Origin of the sequence: Bacillus sp. FJAT-47783, from assembly GCF_022808615.1 — a bacterium.
GTDB lineage: Bacteria > Bacillota > Bacilli > Bacillales > Aeribacillaceae > Bacillus_BZ.
On sequence record NZ_JAKZKS010000010.1, the window covers coordinates 39,285 to 58,184 of the forward strand.

Sequence of the window (18,900 nt, forward strand, 5' to 3'; positions counted from 1 at the left end):
CTCCTCATTAAAATTGAAAACTTAAATAACTTAATGTTCCCATCTCATATTCCCGAAAAATTGCAACAGGAGTCTCCAATGCTCCGCTCCCCATCGCTATAAATAAAGGAACAAAATGCTCAGGTCTTGGAACTGCCCGTTTCACATGTGGCGCCAACTCTTCATACTGAGTAAGTTTTTCCTCGTTTTTTTCGACAATATGTTGAATGAGCCAATCATCAAACTCCACCGACCAACGCTCCGGACTTGTCTGGCCCCATTTCAAATCTCGCAAATTATGGATTGTGGCTCCACTTCCGATCACTAAAATATCTTCTTCTCCTAAACCTTTTAATGCTTTCCCTATTTGGAATTGCTCACCTGCTGTTAAGAAAGGGTTAACAGATACTGGGACAATAGGTATATTTGCTTCAGGATACAAATGCTTTAAAATCGTCCAAGAACCATGGTCTAATCCTCTCGTTGTATCAAGCTTCGTTTTAATCCCACTTTGTTCAAGTCGAGACTGAACGATTTTGGCTACTTCAGAAGAACCTTTTGCCGGGTATTGAACTTCAAAGAGCTCATCTGGAAATCCATAAAAATCATGAATTGTTTCATATATGTCATCACGGGATGAAATCGTTAAAACTTCACTTTCCCAATGAGCGGTAAATAGAACGATTGCTTTAGGCTGAAAGGAAGACCCAAGCTTTGTTAAAAAACGTGTATACAAATTATCTTGCACAGCAATCATAGGTGAACCGTGAGCTAAAAATAAGGATGGAACCATTTATAACACTCCTTTTGGATTTTACTAAATCATGAACGATCATACTTTTTTAAAAAACCTAATTTCATTGTACAAGATTTTTGTCTCGAATTAAAGATATTTGATTTTAAATTTTCTTAACGATAAATGAATGATTGGAGATGATCCTTTTAAATTGGCTATCATTTATCCTTTTTTAATTGATATAACTCGTTTAAAACAGGCATTTCATTTCGTTCTTCTTCTGTTACTTTTTCCCATAGGATACCGCTTGGTTTATCGTATGGGGAGTTCGTTTGTAAGCATCCTTTTTCTGTGACAACCCAATCAACAATTAAATCATATGGGTCTTTCGGAACATCTTCATCTACTACTTGAACGGAGTGTACGGTTGAAATTACAGGCATATGTGGGTGTCCAAGTTCAAGTAAAATCGCATATTCACGATCCGAATACCCCTCTCCCTTTCCAATTCGCTTACCGTCTTTTGTAACCGCAACAGAGCCAGCTACAAATAAGTCAATTGAGGGAATGTCTGTTAATGAAACTTCTTTTCCGTATGTACGCATATGCTTAATACTTGCAGCTTTTCGTTCTTCTCCTTTTGGAACCCACTCTGGTTTTACAACGATAAACCCTGCACGAAGGCGAGGTGTAGGGACAAGCAATATTTTTCCATCAATTAATATTTGTGTTCGAAGTGGTAGCTGCGGGGCATCTGGGTTCACTTTTATTGCTTTTGCTTTTTGATAAATGGGTAATGTCGTTACATGGTGTGCCGCTTGCTCCGCTCCTTTAAAGTTTGGAATCCTTTTTTTTAATGGAAACGGGAACCTTCCAAGCTTTTCGTTTGTTAATGTATTCCACACTCGATGACGAATGGTATCTTTTTCATTCATGTATTGATACTCCTTTTAATGAATTCTCTCGATTCATTATATCAAAAATCCCCGGCTGGCATGGCCGAGGATTTTTGATGTATACTGTTTTTCATTCTTTATCTGATAAGATTTAATCAATATTATTAAAATGTAAAACGAACAAAAGTTTGAGGTTTTTTCATCATTTTCTCATGTTTATTTACCGATTTCTCACATTTAATTATCGGTTTACTCATATTTTTCATCACTTTCTCGACTTTTTCCATCACTATGATTTAAAACCGAGACTAGACAAAGGACCCTCGGTATTTGGCAATTGTATATTGGACTGATCGTTTCGATTTATCGCACATCACACTTTCAATTAGTAAGAGAGTTTTGATAGAAATCCAAGTTGCTTTTTTATCCTAATTTCACCAATCGCTGTCACATATCCCCCTTCTTGATCGTCTTGATTGCGAACGAAAAATTAGGAGGTTATTTTTAATGGCACAAACATGGGATGTCGTGATTATTGGGGGCGGATTAGCTGGTTACGTTGCGGCAAATTATTTAGCGAAAACGAATTTTAATGTGTTAATTTTAGAAAAAGCAAAAAAGGTTGGAGGACGTGCTAGAACAGATATTATTCATGAGCAGTACTTTAACTTAGGTCCTCATGCTTTTTATCAAAGAGGAAAAGCAAGACATATCCTCGAAGAGTTATGTATAACCTTTGAGGGGAAAGCTCCTAAACTAGGGGGCCTTTTAATAGAAAATAAAAATATGTATACAGCGCCTTTCTCACCACTGGGGATATTCGCGACGAGGTTCTTAACTTGGAAAGAACGTTTAGAATGGATCTCCTCAATGGTAAAAATAAAAAACTCCGAGCCGGATGACTTTGCTACACTCACGTTTCAACAGTGGGTTCAGCAGACAGCCAAATCCGAAAAAGTTCAGGCATTATTATATATTATGGGCAGGTTAGCAACATACTGCCATGCACCTGAGAAAGTTAGTGCAAAAGTGATTGTCTCTCACATACAGTATTCAATGGGAGGTGTGATCTATTTAGATGGCGGATGGCAAACAATCATTGATCAACTCCACAATCAAGCGGTTATCTCAGGTGTTCAAATCCAAACGGAATCAAATGTGAAACAAATTGTTAAAAACGAATCCGATCCATTTCAATTGATTCTATCAACTAACGATATCATCCAATCGAAACAAGTACTTTTTACAGGAGCCCCTTATGAATTGAACAAAATGTTACCTGAATCATCTCCGCATCCACAGCGGAAATTATTCGAACAAATAAAGCCTATAAAAGCCGCAACGTTAGATGTTGCATTAAAAAAACTCCCTAATCCGAAACGGTTATTTGCCATGGGGATTACCGAACCGTTCTATTATTCTGTCCATTCAAATTATGCACAACTCTCGATAGATGGACAGAGTACGATTCTTCACGTACTTAAATATCATCACCCTGACGAGAAAGTAGATGTGCGAATGGAAAAAGCCAACCTTGAAAAGTTTCTAGACACGGTACAGCCAGGTTGGCGTAAGTATGTAGTGACAAGTCGATGTTTACCTAAAATAAACGTGAATCATCGTTTGCCACAAGTAGGGGATGAAAAAGAATTTTGTCAGTCAGAAACTCATATTCCTGGATTATTTATAGCCGGTGACTGGGCATCACCGAATTCTATTTTATCTGAAGGAGCGGTCGAGAGCGGAAAACGAGCAGCTAAAGAAATCATCCGAAAAAATGAGGTGGTCTAGTGCAAATCAGTAATGAAGATTATCAAATCTACAAGCCTTTGTTATTCTCATTAGGTTATCGAATGCTGGGATCGGTAACGGATGCTGAAGATCTTGTGCAAGAAACTTTTTTACGTGCCTACCAAATCAAGGAGCAAAAAGTTGAAAATAAAAAAGCTTATCTTTGTAAAATGATGACCAATCGTTGTCTTGATTTATTAAAGTCAGCGAGGAAAAAACGAGAACAGTATATTGGTCCATGGAATCCTGAGCCATTAATGATGGAGGAATCTGATGATAGTAATCCTTCAGAAGTTCTCTTGCAAAAAGAAGGACTAAGTATTGCGTATTTACGAATGATGGAGCATCTAACTCCTCATGAACGTGCTGTTTTACTGTTAAGAGAAGGATTCGACTTTTCTTATGTAGAGATTGCCAAAATCGTAGAAAAGAATGAGGACAACTGCCGCAAGCTATTCAGTCGGGCAAAGCAAAAAATCTCAGCTGTAGAGAACGAGAGCTTACACTATGAGAAAAATAAATCAATGGTCAATCGGTTTATCCATGCCTTTCAAATGCAAAATACTAATGACTTGCTGGAACTTTTATCAGAAGACGTTACACTTTACTCAGATGGTGGCGGGAAAGTGAAAGCTGCTGTTCGTCCAATTGTATCACGTCCAAATGTTTTCTTATTTTTAACCGGTGTAGGAAACAAGGTTGCAGAAGATTATTATTATGAGATTAAAAATATCAATGGTCAGCCCTCACTCGTTAATTATATAAACGGTACCATTCATAGTACCGTCAGCTTTTATATTAGTCATGATAAAATTATCGAAATTTATATGACGATGAATCCTGATAAGTTGAAAACAGCAAAGCTATTCTTTGAAGTATAGGAGTTATATTCTAATTTTATATAGAAGGAAAAGATCAATCACAATTTCCAAAGGATTTACATTTAAAAAATGGATAACCATTCTACAAGTTATGGTTATCCATTTTTATTATTAGTCATTATTTTTTCTGTCTCTTGCCGCTCTTTTCCTTGCTTTTTTACTTTGCGCAAACTCTGTTCCAAATTCTGTATCAGCTGTCTTACTTCCCCCAGTATGCGGTTGATTTCGATTGTTATTACGGTTTGTCATTGGTTTATCCTCCCTTCGTAGAACTTGCATCAAAATGGACAAAAAGCCACCATCTTAAGAATTTTTGCCTTACTTCCAAAAAATCTTAGAAATCAGCAGCTCTTTTATATAATTCTTTTTTCCAAGAAAAATATTCCTTAATGTTCAAAAACACGCCCAAAGGACGTGTTTTTTATTAGCTATAAGAAAGAGCTCTATCTTCTTTTTTCATCCATTCATATTGACGTAATTTTACGTTAATAAGTGTTAGTGGCTCTTCAAAGGCTTCTACATGCTCGTTCATGTCGTATAGTGACATTTCACATTTTTCAACTTCTTCCTTTGTTTCATGGATTACATTTGTTACGTTTTCTTGTGGCTTTTCGAAAAAACTCACTAAATCTTGTTCAATTGCGCGTTCAAACATTTCGAATGGTAAAAAGAACTTATTGACAACGGACGTTGTTACTTCTGAAAAGCTTTCACGTTCTAAATATTTTTTATACTGGTTTGCCAGAAGCGTTTTGTTTTGTGGCAAGGCTCCTAATAGTTTGCCAGCACTCTTTAATAAAAATTGAGTAGGATTTAAACGCAACATGAAGTTTTCTTTTTCGATGTAAGACCTTGATGTCATCCGAGATATATCTCTTTGCCAATCCTCAAGCACTTGGAAATCACACGAAAGCAGTAAGCGATCCTCTTCAAATAAAGCATTAAATGTTCGACTCATTTCATGAAAATCGTCTTGTATGTCCGTTAATTGCTCTTTAACGACATCAAGCCAACTGTTTAAATGTTCTTTCATAGTAGGAAGAAATTCTTCTTGAAGATATAATTGAATCTTCTCGTTCATCTTCTCATTCAACTCAAGATGCAGTCGCTTAAAGTCACTATCTTCACTCACAATACTAGAACTTTCGTGCAATAGCCGTGGAATTTCTTTTTTCATCGTAGCTTTCATATCAAGTATTAGTTGCTTATACGACTGTGAGGACGCATCAATACTTTCCCTTTCTATATCAAGTATGCGATTTTTAAATCCATTTAACCGATCAAAAATATCACGATTTTTTTCAATTGATTTTGTCAACCTTTTTTCCATTTCTACACGCTGACTGGCCAATTTCGATACTACCTGGCGTATGGTTTTAAGAAGTTGCTCGGAGCGGTTTCTGTCTTCTTTTCCTTTGTTTGTTTGGAAATGCTTTTCGATAAAGGAAATAAGGTCATTTTGTTGCATGCTCACCGCTTTTACTGAAGAGTATGGGAAAACGGTAGCACCTGGGTACAGAAGTTCCACTTTTTCCTGTATGTTCTTTATAATCATTTCACTATCGTATCCGCTATCGATTTCATCCATTTTCGTTATTAAAAAATGAATAGGAATTCCATCCACAAATTGTTGCATTTCGGACAGCATATTCATTTCCCGTTCTGAAAACAATTGTGTCGCATCTAATACAAATAAAATACCATCTGCTAATGCGAAAAACTCAAAATATTCTTTTGCACTTAATACATCATCATGTAAACCTGGTGTATCTATTAAACGGCAGCCTAGTCTATGTAATATTGGCGAAGGAAGCTTTATATCTAGAAAATGGTGGTTGCTACTATTCTCTAAACAATCCGTTAAAGATCGCTCACCACTATTGGAAATTTCAGTTATGCTTTTTTCATCACGATGTTGAATGAATAAAAGATTTGATTCTGTATCATTCCATAGTTTTTCGCCTATAAGTGATTGAATAAACGTAGATTTTCCACTACCATCTAGTCCCGCAACAACGATATGCTTTTCATTAGAATGTGCTATTTGGTGAACAAGCCATTTCAATTTAAAACCGATTTCAAGATGGTTGTTTTCTGCCCATTTCTCAATTTGGCTAAATAGCTGAATCGTTTCCTCTAGTGTTATACTTTCTTCTCTTACTTGAGATAGCAAATGTTCCGCTTCCTCCACAATGTTATCGCTGATGGAAGATGGAAAAACATCATGCCATGCAAGAATAGCAGCAGCTACCGGCAATGCTCCCTTGGTCGTTGAAACTTTCAACCAATTACCTAGCAAGTTAGGCATGACATTTGTAAGGTCTTTTGTTGAAAAAGCACCTTCTGTTAATTCATTGTATGTGTTTTGATAGAGTGCCGAAATATGATGCCATGCGTCATATAATTCTACTTCTATATTTAAAAAGATATCGTTTACGGTACGTACCCATTCAAGATACGCATCATCACGCTGGCGAAAATGATCCCAAAGCAATGATGTCATTTTAATGAAATGACGGCGATCAACGCGGTATACGCATATCAGTAGTGAATAAAAAGCTTCTGGATTAAAACGTCCAATATAGCCGTTTTCTACATAACGATTGACAGTCGAAAACCACTCTAAATCCTCTGTCCGAACAGCTTCTTGAATCGCCAGTTGTACAGCCTTCTCCCAATCTTCTTGATCTTCGTAAAAACCTTTCGCGATAGCCGTTACGTTCGGATAATCCGGATCAAGACGAATCGCTTTTTCAATCTCTTCATAAGCAAGTTCACGCTTGTTTCTTTTTACATAAAGAGAAAATAATTGTAACGCCACTTCTATTTGTAACACTTGATGTTCCGTTTGAATGGATGTATAAACTTCTTCTGCAGAGGACAAAAACCCTAACTCATAATAAGCATCTCCAATATTCTTTTTTGCCCATGGCTCAAGTTCATTTTCAATATTTCCCCACTTAAAAATAGCCGTTTCAAAGTCTTTGCAATGGTAATAGACTTCACCTTGTGCATAGCGAATGTAAGATAAATCATACACTTCATTTTTTTGCTCTTCATAATATGCTTGACCAAGTTCATCAATAGGATGAATATTGTCATCCTCTGTTAATAACGTTTCATAATATGTCTTTTCAATCAACCTGTTTTCTTGTATCATCATTTGCCTCCGTCATATAAAGTGAAACTTCATTCAGTGGGGGGGTTTTTCATCCTCCACTGAATGTTAGTTGAACCAATCGGACCTTTATGGGCAGTTGTCCCCCACCTATCTTCTTTGCTTTACTACAGAATCTTGAGGTGGGGGTCTTACTGCCCGTTAAGAGTGGGATAAAAAGGGTCCAAGGATACTTTTCGCTCTAATCTATTTGTCTATTCTAGCAGAAAAAATTCTCTGTAAAATTTCATTTCTATTTCAAAGGCTAATTCAATCGTTTTAACTAAGACAGACAGCTTATAAATTTGAAAAATATAGAAACAACTAGGTGATAGGAAAGGAGAAATGTTCTCTATAATCTAGTCCTTTATACATGTGTTTAATCGAATGTATTTAAACGTTGTACACGAATCAGTGCATCAACGTCAGAAACGAGATTGTCAATCAGTTCAGCTGCGTGTATAAATTGGCTAAGCCTTGGGGATTGTCCGCACCAAAGCGACATAAATTCAGCTCGTTTTTGTTTAGCTGCTTCTTTTCGAATCGGCTGGGTCAATTGATTTTGTATTGGATAAGGAGGCAATGCGGACTCATGCTCCTTCATTTTTAGCACAAAATCATTCATAATCCCTCTAGCCGGCTTCCCACTGAAGGTTGACGTGACGACTGTTTTTTCTTCGGTACTGTTTATAATCGTTTGTTTGTATAAATCATGAGCCCCACTTTCGATAGAGGTAACAAATGCAGTGCCCATTTGAACAGCACCTGCTCCTAGAATAAGAGATGAGAGGATGCCTCTTGCATCCATAATCCCGCCAGCTGCAATGACAGGGATTGACGTATTGTCTACAGTTTGTGGAATGAGCGACATCGTTCCGATCATCGCCTGTTCAAATGACTCGCAAAAACTGCCCCGATGGCCTCCTGCTTCACTTCCTTGCGCAACGATCATATCCATTCCAGCTTCTTCATTTAAAATAGTTTCTTGAACTGTTGTGGCTGTTCCGATTACGACGACCCCGTAACGTTTTAATTCTTGTATTACTTCTTTTGGCGGAATCCCAAATGTAAAACTACAGACTGGAACGTTGTATTTTAAAATGATTTGCAGTTGCTCATCAAAAATGTTCGAATTCACGTTCAGTTTTTGAGGGTCATTTTTTATCCCTAATTGCTGTCTGAATGGTTCTAGTAAAGCCGTTGCTTCTTCTAGTTGAGTATCAGTGACAGAAGGACTTTCCGGAACAAAAAGATTGACGCCAAAAGGCAGCTCGGTCAATTCTTTTATTTTCCGAATATCTGACTCTAGTTGTTCCGGTGTCATATAACCGGCTCCAACCATCCCTAAACCACCTGCATTTGAAACAGCACTAACAAGCTCAGGTGTCGTAATTCCTCCCGCCATTCCAGCTTGAATAATCGGGTATTGAATAGACAGCCTGTTCGATACAGTCGTACGATTCCACATCATTTCCACCTACCGTTTATTAATTAATTTAAAAACGAACATAAAACGCAAAAATGATTGAGAGTATTGAAACACAAAGGTAGTTTTTTCTAGATTATACCATGAAAAGAAAAGAGCATTCTATGTCGGCATAAAATATATTCAGAATTATTTTGACTTTCGTAATATTACATTGTACTATATTAAAAGAATTACAATATAACGTAATCATTACAGGAGGATTTGTCTTGAAAGTTTTTGATTTACATTCAGACTTATTTACAGATATAGCATGGAGAAAAAATCTTGGTGAGAATAATGTTTTTGATCGAATTCATTATCCAAAGCTTAAAGAAGGTGGTATTGAGTCGATCATTTGCGTTTTTTGGGTAGAACCAATATTTCGCAGTCAACCATATAATCGTTTTCTAACATTATTTAAACATGTAATGAATGATTTACTAGATTCTCAATATGCAAGTGTTTATGGTTCATGCCTGCATCAATCGAGTGATTCTGAAAAAATTCAAATTTATTTAGGACTTGAAGGGCTTAGTTTCATGGAAGGATGGGAAGGGGAGACGAATGCTTCAAAAATTGAAAACGCCTTCAAATCCCTTCATCAATGTAACTTCATCCACTCTATCTTCGCATGGAATGAGCACAATTTTTTAGCCACTGGCACAGGTGCATCGATTCCGCGGAAAGACGAGGGGCTAACGAATGATGGCAGAATCGCTGTTCAAAAAGCAAACGAGCATGGCTGGATTATAGATGTTTCCCACATAGATGAAACAAGCTTTTGGGATATATATCATACGAGCAATCGCCCAATCATGGCCTCACATAGCAACGCAAAAACGATCTGCCAGCATGAGCGAAATTTAACCGACGAACAAATAAAAGCCATTGCTGAAAATGGTGGAATTATTGGGTTAAACAGTTACGGAGCATTTGTAGATCATGAAGCACCAACTGTTGATAGATTTATTGACCATGCCATCTATATTTCCTACCTTGTTGGACCGGAGCACGTTGCCTTCGGGTTTGATTTTGTAGACTATTTAACACCTTACCGTTTAGGGACAGGATTTCCTACATATACAAAAGACTTAGAGGATACATCCAAAATCCCTCATCTTCTGGATCAAATGAGTAAAAGAGGGTTTACAACGAAAGAGTTAGAAATGATTAGCTTTCAAAATGCTAATCAATATATAAAAAAATTTAGTGATAAAAGGGGAGTTAACAAAATTGAGTCAAACACTTATTCAAGCAGATGATACGTTAACATTATGGGGAATCATTGTTGTATGGGCATCCGTAAGTATATTCTTAGAACAAAGGTATAACTGGGCATCGAAAATTTCAGGTGCCATTATCGCCTTAATTGGTGCCATTATTTTATCAAACACAAAAATTATCCCAACAGAATCGCCTGTTTATGATTCGATTTGGGGCGTTATTGTTCCGCTAGCCATACCACTGCTTCTATTTCATGTTAACATCGGAAGAATATGGAGAGAAAGTGGTAAATTACTCATTATCTTTCTACTAAGCTCAATTGGAACAGTAGCTGGGACCATTATTAGCTTCTTTTTATTAAAAGACCATATTCCGTATCTCGATAAAATTGGTGCGATGATGAGTGCCTCTTATATTGGTGGTGGCGTTAACTTTGCGGCGATGGCAGCCAAATTTGAATTACCAGGTGAAATGGTTTCTGCTTCTGTCGTCGCTGATAATTTAATGATGGCTATTTACTTTGTTATTCTCATGATGATCCCAGCCATCTCGTTTTTCAAAAAAAGCTTTAGCACTCCTCACATTCTTGAAGTAGAAAGCGGGAGCCATTCTGAAGAAGGAAAAACGTTAGCCGAAAGCTTTTGGAAAAGAAAAGAAATTTCTTTAAAAGATATTGCCTTATCCGTTGGGACTGCCTTTTTACTTGTCATCATTTCATTTAAGATTGCACAGTTTTTAGATACCACTATCCCTTCAGGAGAAAACGCTTCTATTATGATGAATCTGTTGAACGGGCTATTAGGAGATAAGTATTTATTGCTCACAACGATCACGTTTATTACGTTGGCACTATTCCCACGTTATTTTGAAAAGTTGAATGGAAGTCAAGAAGTCGGAACATACTTAATTTATTTATTCTTCGTTGTGATCGGAATACCGGCCTCCATTCCACTTATTATTCAAAATGCACCGTTATTATTAGTGTTTGTCTTTATTATCGCTACGATGAATCTGTTGATCTCTCTCACTGCTGGAAAGTTATTAAAAGCGAATCTTGAGGATGTCATTGTAGCTAGTAACGCAAATATCGGAGGCCCTACAACAGCTGCTGCTTTAGCAATCGCTAAAGGATGGAAAAACTTAGTGGGGCCAATCATGGTAGTTGGAACGCTTGGGTATATTATTGGGAACTATGTTGGAACATTACTTGGGTTTTGGTTTTCTAGTATGCTATAAGTAATACATTTTGAAACCCGGCATTGTTACCAATTCCGGGTTTCATTGTATGATATAATATCTTAAAAAATAAACAGAGGGAGATTATATGTTTGATGGTGCAAAAATCCGAATGTTACGAACAGCTCAAAAACTATCTTTAAAAGAGTTGGCAGAAAAGTCGGGTGTTAGTGTGAGTATGATTAGCCAAATTGAACGAAAAGTGACAGACCCAACTTTAACTACTCTTTATAAGCTATGCAAAGGCTTAGACGTATCGATTTCCTCTCTTTTAGGAAACGATGAGCATTCTACTCATATTATTCGAAAAGATGAGCGGAAGACGCTATTATTTCCTACATCCCATTCTAAATATCAATTGTTAACCCCCATTACAGAGGGCAGTATTGAAATGATTATGATTCATCTAGAACCAGGTCAAGAAGATCAACAACTCGTTGAGCATACTGGTGAAGAATGTGGCTATATGTTAAAAGGGAATATGACCGTCATTCTAGGTGATGAAGAATATATTTTAAACGAAGGGGATTCGATTCGCTTTAAAAGTACCGTTCCCCATCGATTCTTTAACCATTCAAATGAAACCGCTATATCCATATGGGCGATGACAGGACGCGTTTTGTAACGGAGCGTCCTGTTTTTTGTTCTACTATCAGAATGTATATCATGTAAGAAAATTCACTAGGGTTAATGAGGTCTTCGGTGTCTAGCTCCAGTGCCTCCCCCCTCGAAGTCATCCAATAAAAGCAAGGAGCGCCTTTATTGGATGAAGAACATTTTTGCCCGAGGGTGATCAAGGCTTTTGTGCATTTCTTAAGGGAGATCAATAATTATTCAAACGCTTGTGCGATATCATAGTCACTTGGATTTAATTCTGTTTCTTCCCCTAATGCAAGTTTTGCGATTTCTAATCCTACATAAGGACCTGCTGTTAGCCCTGAAGCTCCAAGACCGTTTGCAACGATGAGATTTTTGTAGTTTGGGGCATGCCCAAACACAGGTAAAAATCCTGGTGTAAACGGTCGGAACCCGACCCGAGTTTCTACAACTGTACTTTCTTTTAATCCTGGAGCAACTGTTAATGCTTTTGTTAACACTTCTTCTAGTCCACCCGCTGTCACACGTAAATCAAAGCCTACATCATCTTCATGCGTTGCTCCTACTACGATGCGACCATCTTCAAAGGCAAGCAAATATTGGTTGTTAGGTGGCATCACAACAGGCCAATCATTCGTATTCATCTCCGGCACATGTAAATGAACAATTTGCGCTTTTTGCGGAGAGACGAGGAAATGAAGACCTAAAGGTGAAAAGAGTTCTTTCGCCCAAGCACCTGCTGTAACGATGACTTGATCTCCTTCAATAAACTCATCATTTACCTTTACACCTTTTATTTGTTGTTGATCAGAAACAAGCTCAGCTTCACCATCGTAAAATTGAGCGCCTCTTTTTTTTACAGCTCGAAGTAATGCTTCTCTTAACGCTCTCCCATTGACACGAGCTGCTCCACTAACATGTAGTGAAAAGTATTCATCAGCTAATGGTGGGAATAAAGCTTTCGTCTCTTCTTTAGATAGACGAGTAATCTCCCCAATCTCAGGTGCTTCTTCTCTTCGTTTTAATACTCTTTCACGCATTTTTTCTAGCTTTTTCTCATCGGTATGAAGACTAATGGCTCCAACACGTTGATAACCTGTTTCTTCTTCCCCGTCTTCTTTTAAACATTCGATTAATGTTGGATAGTACTTCGCTCCACCCTTGGCTAAACGATACCAAGCTTTGTTTCGTCTTTGCGAAAGCCATGGACAAACAATTCCAGCCGCTGCATCCGTTGCTTGACCCGAATCGTTTCTATCGACAATCGTTACCTTTACACCTCTTCTAGCTAAATGATAAGCAGTTGAAGCTCCTAAAATTCCTGCACCTACGACAATATAATGATTCATGACAAACACCTTTTCTTCTTGAAGTCTCTTTCGATATTTTAACAAAGATTCATCACGTTACAAATGATGATGCTGAAAATGAAAAGCAGGGACTCATTTCTCCCTGCTTTCATATGAACAAATTATTTAAGTAACACCTCGCCCTTTCGATAATAATCTTCCATAACGTCCTTCGGTACCATACTGCCACCTGTTGCCCATGCGATGTGGACAGCGTTTTTCATTTTATCTTTAAGGTTATTTTTAGTCATGTAATTTCGACCATTTTCAGATTGGAAAAGCTTAGCAGGTCCAGCGACACCCGCTAAGGCAGAAGGTTCCAAACTGATTTTTTCTACATCGATCATTTTCTTTAACAATGTATATAACTTTTCATCTGAAACCGTGTAAACGCCACTTATGAGATGTTCAAGTGTTTTTCCGACAAAGCCAGAAGGTCTTCCAACGGCTAAACCGTCTGCATCCGTTATGTTATCAATGCCAATTTCTTGTACGGAGATTTTTTCATGTAAACCAGTCATTAATCCGAGCAGCATACACGGTGAGTGAGTCGGTTCCGCAAAGAAGCAATGAACATGATCTTGAAACAATAGCTTTAAGCCAAAGGCTACTCCGCCTGGTCCTCCTCCAACACCGCATGGAAGATAGACAAACAGGGGATGTTGTTCGTCAACTACAATATTTAGATCGTCAAGCTGCTTCTTTAAACGGCTTGCTGCAACTGCATAGCCCAAAAATAAATTTTTCGAGTTTTCATCATCGATAAAATACATCGCTTTATCCGATTCAGCCTGTTTACGCCCTTCTTCTACCGCCTTACTATAATCGGATTCGTATTCGATGACCGTTACACCTTTTTCCCTAAGCAAATCTTTTTTCCATTGCTTCGCATCTTGAGACATATGCACGTAAACATTGAAGCCGAGCTCGGCGCTCATTATTCCGATGCTGAGCCCAAGGTTACCTGTTGAGCCAACGGCAATCGAATAGTCGGAATAAAATTGTTTAAACCGTTCACTATTTAAAATCGAATAATCATCCTTTATTGAAAGCAATCCATTTTCAATCGCTAAATGTTCCGCATGCTTTAATACTTCATAAATTCCACCTCTAGCTTTAATGGAACCAGAGATGGCAAGGTGACTATCACATTTTAACAGTACCTCGCCATCGATATCTTGATGTGTTATCTTTTCTAGTTCATGCCTCATGTTTTCAATTTTGACAAGTGGAGATTCGATGATGCCTCCATCTTGTTTTGTTTCCGGAAAAACCTTTGCGATATAAGGAGCAAAACGCTCAAGTCTTAATGCTGCATCCTTCACATCTTCTTCCGTCAAGTTAATTTGTTGGATCGCCTGTTCAAAACTCTCGTACTTTGGATTTGCCCAAAATACTTCTTCTGTTTTCATTAATTTTTCTAATAGAGGGTATTTTTCTTTCCATTCGGTTAATGTTTTTCCTACAATGGTCTTTTCGTTCACATTTTCACCCCTTTTTATAAGCTACCGTAACACTATTCAGTAACTATTATACCGTCATTTTTCATTCCGTTTTATGGAGCTTAAAAATTATTCAACATCTATTTGTTGCACAGGTTGAACTACACTATGAGGTTCATCCTCTGTATCAGATACTTTAAGTCCAATGACCCCTGCAATAATCAGTAAAATAGATAAAAGCTTTATCCATGAAAAGGATTCTTTAAAAACGAGTACACCGACTACAAAAACGAGCATCGTACCTACTCCCGACCATATTGCATAAGCGATACTAAGGTCAATTTTCTTCACGACAAGTGCAAAAATAGCAAAACAAAAGCCGTAAAAAACAAAGATGCCAATGGAAGGAACGAGTTTCGTTAACCCGTTCGATAATTTCATACTAATCGTTCCAGCAACTTCAAGTAAAATGGTCACTGCTAATAAAATCCACGCCATTTGTATCCCTCCATTTTAATTTATTACACTGTAAGTTTGTTCTTCGTTTTATTCATACTCTCAAACTCACACAAGGTCAAGATTCAAAATACTATAAAAAGCACCGCCTTTTGGCGATGCCTTTAAGATGCCTCCCATAAAAAAGAGCCGTTTTCAAACAGTTTCCCGATATGTTCAATAACATAGTCGCTTTCATTTGCTAAATCCTCTATCAAGCTTGTCCCCGTTAGAACTCCCACTTTCAGCCCAGCTTGTGAATTAGAAGCGAACTGCATATCGACGAGATTGTCTCCAACCATTGCCACTTCTTTACTCGCAAGATTAAACTTCTCACAAAAAACTTGAAACATATGTGGACTTGGCTTTTTTTCGTAAAAATCGCTCGTTCCGATAAAATCGAAATAATCGGTTACATTTAATGCCTTTAAGCAAATCATCGTAATGTCATAATCATCTGCTGTTGCAATCCCGAGTTTGATTCCTTTTTTCTTCAAATTCGAAAACAAATCATGTAAATCTGCCGTAGGGAAAATAAGATGTTTTTGTTCTTTTACGAGCTGAACTAACTCTTTTTCCAAGTATTGTTTTAATCTTTCTTTTTCTTCGATGATGTCATTTTTCTTTAATACTTCTAGAAACGATTCGGCAATATCATCTGTTGTACCAGAGGCAAAAATACCATTCGGTAAAATCTCCGTTTCTGTTACACCAATGCTCGATAACAATTGATGGGTAAGTTCTGCTTCGTTTTTAACACGATAACGGTTGCATATATTTTTCACTAATTGTTTTAGCACTTGGGGCCATAGCCCGTGAAACTTTAAAATGGTGCCATCTTTGTCAAATAAAATCCCTTTAATCTTCAATTCCTTCTTCCCCTGACTAGTTTAATAGTTCACCCCATGTTTTCATCGTAGGTGTTTTCTTTCCTTTATAAATTGGATTTGAAAATGCGAGTAATTCACCACTTTTACTTCTAATTTCAAACCGGAGCCATTGAAAATCGCTATCTACAAAATTAGCTGTATACGAATAAGATTTATTCGGCTCGATTGTTTCTTTAAGAAGAATGGAGCCATTCTGAACCCAAACAATGTCACATTCTTCTCCCCACTTTTCCAGCTCTATCGTAAACTGAACGATCGAATCGTCTTCAATCTCAGATCCTAGTAACACTTCACGATCATCACTGCGAATATCTAGCTTTAAATCAATAAATCTAGTAACATATACACTTCCACGCTTAATCCCATTTAATATAGAAGATGCTGACAAACCTTCTGCCCAAACATACGTGGCTGGGTCTCCAATTAAAGAAGGAACAGTAGCACCTGGGTACTTTTCCGTTGGGCGCATATGCGAATCAGATCCACCAATTCCAGCAATTCGATAACCATCATTTAATAGTTTGTTCCATAAGTGAAGAACTTCTTCTGTTGCTTTTGGATTATCTTTGAAAGTTGGGTCATTCCAAATTTCGATAACATCTACCTCTTCAAGAAGCGTTTCAGTAAATTGCCAGTCCCATGGCTTTAGCATTGGGTGATTGATCGAGCGAACACCAGAAGCATCCTTTACGTCTTTCAATATCCGATTCATCCCTTTCTCGGATTCCATGCCTCCATCCTCACCATAAGGTCGCCAATCGACCCATTTTTGAACACCAAGTGCATTGAAGTGCCCCTTTGTAGAAGTAATTTCGACTCCTGGTATGACTAGAATATCACTTTTCAACCATTTCGTCGGAATAATATTATGATCGGTAGCAACGAAAAAGTCTAAACCCATATGGCGAGCCGATTCCATTCCCTCTTCGACCGTTAACTTTCCATCTGAAAGATTCGTATGTGTATGAAAATCTCCTTTATACCATTTAGTTTCTGATTGCACTTCTTCATTTGGGTTCCATGCCTTTAACGCAAATTCTCCTTCATATTGATTGCTGACAAATGCCTCTATTTCATAAGGAAAGAGTGAAGGCAATTCATTATTACCAATCTCGACATGATAGGTAAACGGAATCGACTTCATCGAAATCATTTCCATACGCCACTCACCTTCTTGAATAGGCCCCGGAACAGTAGAGTAGCTTGATGTCTCGTAATGATCACTAATAACCATTTCGATTCGTTCATTTAATAATAAGGCTTGGGCTCTTACGACTCCTTTTGGATCGGCAATACGCAACTCACACCAACCTTTTTCTTCTTTTTCAAAATGAATTTTCAGCCATTTACACGGCTTGGAAATATGAATCGTTTGAAACGTAAAGGGTGTGTTAAAAACACCCTTTACTTCATTCAGATGAATAGTTGTCATTCTTTACACCTCACTTGTTCAACACTTTATTAAGTTCACGCTGTGCTTCTTCTTTTGCCTCTTTTAATGCTTCTTTTGCAGGAACTCCTTCGACCTCTACTTTATCAGCCGCTTTCGAAAGCGCATCTAAAATTTTCCCTCCAGTTGGATCAATGAAAGGAGTTGACGCTGTTTCAGCTTGTTTTATTGGCACTAAAATTTGTGGATTTTCTTCTGCGAATTTCTTAAATTCTTCTACTTCTGTAGCAGATTTACGAACGGCAATATATCCTGTATTCATCGACCAATCTGCTGTTTTTTCAGGGCTGTTAAAGAATTTAATGAATTGATAGGCTGCTTCTTGTTGTTCTTTCGGTGCTAAAGCTGGAATTGCCGCAAGCTTTGCCTCCGCAATTGGAGCTGCTTTATGATTTTCCCAACCTGGCTGCGGATGTGCAGCTACTTTTGTAAAGTCTAAATCGCCTTGGTCTCCAGAAGAACCTGTATATCCTGCTGCACGATCTTGGAGGACATCATCAATCGTTTTATACCAATAAGCCCACCCTTCTCCACCATGGTTAATCGCCATTGTTTTATCTTCATGAATGTTTTTATGGAAAAATTCCCAAGCGTCTACCCATTCTGGTGAATCAATCGTAACCGTCTTACCATCTTCACTTAAAAAGCTTGCTCCATTACTTAAAGCCGCGTCCATTAAATTTCCTGAACCCCACATCGGCATCCAACCGTAAATTCCTTTTTCTTCTTTAATTTTTGCAGCTGCTTCACCTAAGTCTTCCCACGTATTTAAAACATCAGGTGAAATGTCTAACTCTTCAAAAAGATCTTTACGGTAGTACATAACTTGTGTTGTCCCATATAAAGGTAGTGCCACTTGTTTGCCATTTACTGTTCCTTGCTTATAAAAAGATTCAAGCATATCTTCTTTGTTGAAATTTTCATCAGCTGAAATGAATTCATCCATTGGTGCTAATACACCTTTGTTTCCAAGTGCATTAACCGTTCCATCATCAAGTAATACGGCAGCTGGTACATTTTTCGCTGCAATACTCGCTTGAAGCTTTTGGAATGTCTCATCATAATTCCCTTGTGCTACACCTTTTACAATCACTTCGTCTTGACTCTCATTAAACTCTTGAATAATTCGCTCGACATTATCTCCTAAATTTCCACCAAGCCCATACCAAAACTCAATCTCGATTGGTCCATTTGAGCTTCCACTTGCGCTTGATTCAGAAGATTGGCTAAAAGAACAACCAAATAATGCCGTCATCACGATAAGAATGAGTGCAAATAGCGACATCGATTTTTTGAATACGTTCATTTC

Annotated in this window: 16 protein-coding genes; 5 read left to right on the forward strand and 11 right to left on the reverse strand. The window is 37.7% G+C overall.

Annotation, left to right across the window (positions count from 1 at the left end; all coding sequences use genetic code 11):
• Nucleotides 1-7 precede the first annotated feature (7 nt).
• Nucleotides 8-772 (reverse strand): DODA-type extradiol aromatic ring-opening family dioxygenase, encoded by a 765-nt coding sequence (locus tag MLD65_RS09150; RefSeq protein ID WP_243291576.1) that lies wholly within the window; start codon nucleotides 770-772, stop codon nucleotides 8-10.
• A 161-nt stretch (nucleotides 773-933) separates the two neighbouring features.
• Entirely contained in the window at nucleotides 934-1,650 is a 717-nt protein-coding gene (locus MLD65_RS09155) for a 5-formyltetrahydrofolate cyclo-ligase (protein WP_243291577.1), read from the reverse strand.
• A 468-nt stretch (nucleotides 1,651-2,118) separates the two neighbouring features.
• On the opposite strand from MLD65_RS09155, the gene MLD65_RS09160 reads away from it, so the two are divergent.
• On the forward strand, nucleotides 2,119-3,402 hold the full coding sequence (locus MLD65_RS09160) for a phytoene desaturase family protein (protein ID WP_243291578.1): 1,284 nt from the start codon (nucleotides 2,119-2,121) through the stop codon (nucleotides 3,400-3,402).
• Complete coding sequence (locus MLD65_RS09165) at nucleotides 3,402-4,283, forward strand: RNA polymerase sigma-70 factor (RefSeq protein WP_243291579.1); 882 nt, start codon at nucleotides 3,402-3,404, stop codon at nucleotides 4,281-4,283. Before MLD65_RS09160 ends, MLD65_RS09165 begins: the two co-directional genes overlap by 1 nt.
• A gap of 111 nt (nucleotides 4,284-4,394) precedes the next feature.
• On the opposite strand, the gene MLD65_RS09170 is transcribed toward MLD65_RS09165, so the two are convergent.
• The 3 genes from MLD65_RS09170 to MLD65_RS09180 all read right to left on the reverse strand — a co-directional run bounded on the left by MLD65_RS09170 (nucleotide 4,395) and on the right by MLD65_RS09180 (nucleotide 8,908).
• The gene (locus tag MLD65_RS09170) at nucleotides 4,395-4,532 is read right to left on the reverse strand and encodes a hypothetical protein (protein WP_243291580.1); all 138 of its coding nucleotides are present in this window, start codon (nucleotides 4,530-4,532) and stop codon (nucleotides 4,395-4,397) included.
• A 175-nt stretch (nucleotides 4,533-4,707) separates the two neighbouring features.
• Nucleotides 4,708-7,446, reverse strand: coding sequence for a GTPase domain-containing protein (locus MLD65_RS09175; RefSeq protein ID WP_243291581.1), 2,739 nt, complete (start codon nucleotides 7,444-7,446; stop codon nucleotides 4,708-4,710).
• A 373-nt stretch (nucleotides 7,447-7,819) separates the two neighbouring features.
• Nucleotides 7,820-8,908, reverse strand: coding sequence for an NAD(P)H-dependent flavin oxidoreductase (locus MLD65_RS09180; protein ID WP_243291647.1), 1,089 nt, complete (start codon nucleotides 8,906-8,908; stop codon nucleotides 7,820-7,822).
• Nucleotides 8,909-9,135: 227 nt separating this feature from the next.
• Here MLD65_RS09180 and MLD65_RS09185 point away from each other — a divergent pair, with 227 nt between their 5' ends.
• The 3 genes from MLD65_RS09185 (at nucleotide 9,136) to MLD65_RS09195 (ending at nucleotide 11,993) form a co-directional block, all read left to right on the forward strand.
• Nucleotides 9,136-10,170: a dipeptidase gene (locus MLD65_RS09185; protein WP_243291582.1), complete on the forward strand. Its 1,035-nt coding sequence runs from the start codon at nucleotides 9,136-9,138 to the stop codon at nucleotides 10,168-10,170.
• Nucleotides 10,142-11,368 carry a DUF819 family protein gene (locus MLD65_RS09190; protein WP_243291583.1) on the forward strand — a complete coding sequence of 409 codons (1,227 nt, stop codon included), beginning with the start codon at nucleotides 10,142-10,144 and terminating at the stop codon, nucleotides 11,366-11,368. Before MLD65_RS09185 ends, MLD65_RS09190 begins: the two co-directional genes overlap by 29 nt.
• A gap of 88 nt (nucleotides 11,369-11,456) precedes the next feature.
• Nucleotides 11,457-11,993 (forward strand): helix-turn-helix domain-containing protein, encoded by a 537-nt coding sequence (locus MLD65_RS09195; protein ID WP_243291584.1) that lies wholly within the window; start codon nucleotides 11,457-11,459, stop codon nucleotides 11,991-11,993.
• Nucleotides 11,994-12,198: 205 nt separating this feature from the next.
• On the opposite strand, the gene MLD65_RS09200 is transcribed toward MLD65_RS09195, so the two are convergent.
• The 6 genes from MLD65_RS09200 to MLD65_RS09225 form a co-directional block, all read right to left on the reverse strand.
• Complete coding sequence (locus MLD65_RS09200; RefSeq protein ID WP_243291585.1) at nucleotides 12,199-13,314, reverse strand: NAD(P)/FAD-dependent oxidoreductase; 1,116 nt, start codon at nucleotides 13,312-13,314, stop codon at nucleotides 12,199-12,201.
• A gap of 122 nt (nucleotides 13,315-13,436) precedes the next feature.
• Complete coding sequence (locus MLD65_RS09205) at nucleotides 13,437-14,798, reverse strand: D-serine ammonia-lyase (protein WP_347709284.1); 1,362 nt, start codon at nucleotides 14,796-14,798, stop codon at nucleotides 13,437-13,439.
• 87 nt (nucleotides 14,799-14,885) lie between these two features.
• A complete protein-coding gene (locus MLD65_RS09210) occupies nucleotides 14,886-15,254 on the reverse strand; it encodes a DMT family transporter (RefSeq protein WP_243291586.1) in 369 nt (122 codons plus the stop codon).
• Between the two features lie 122 nt (nucleotides 15,255-15,376).
• Nucleotides 15,377-16,120, reverse strand: coding sequence for an HAD family hydrolase (locus MLD65_RS09215; protein WP_243291587.1), 744 nt, complete (start codon nucleotides 16,118-16,120; stop codon nucleotides 15,377-15,379).
• A 16-nt stretch (nucleotides 16,121-16,136) separates the two neighbouring features.
• Nucleotides 16,137-17,573 (reverse strand): CehA/McbA family metallohydrolase, encoded by a 1,437-nt coding sequence (locus tag MLD65_RS09220; RefSeq protein WP_243291588.1) that lies wholly within the window; start codon nucleotides 17,571-17,573, stop codon nucleotides 16,137-16,139.
• Nucleotides 17,574-17,583: 10 nt separating this feature from the next.
• The gene (locus MLD65_RS09225) at nucleotides 17,584-18,897 is read right to left on the reverse strand and encodes an ABC transporter substrate-binding protein (protein ID WP_481748509.1); all 1,314 of its coding nucleotides are present in this window, start codon (nucleotides 18,895-18,897) and stop codon (nucleotides 17,584-17,586) included.
• Nucleotides 18,898-18,900: the final 3 nt, after the last annotated feature.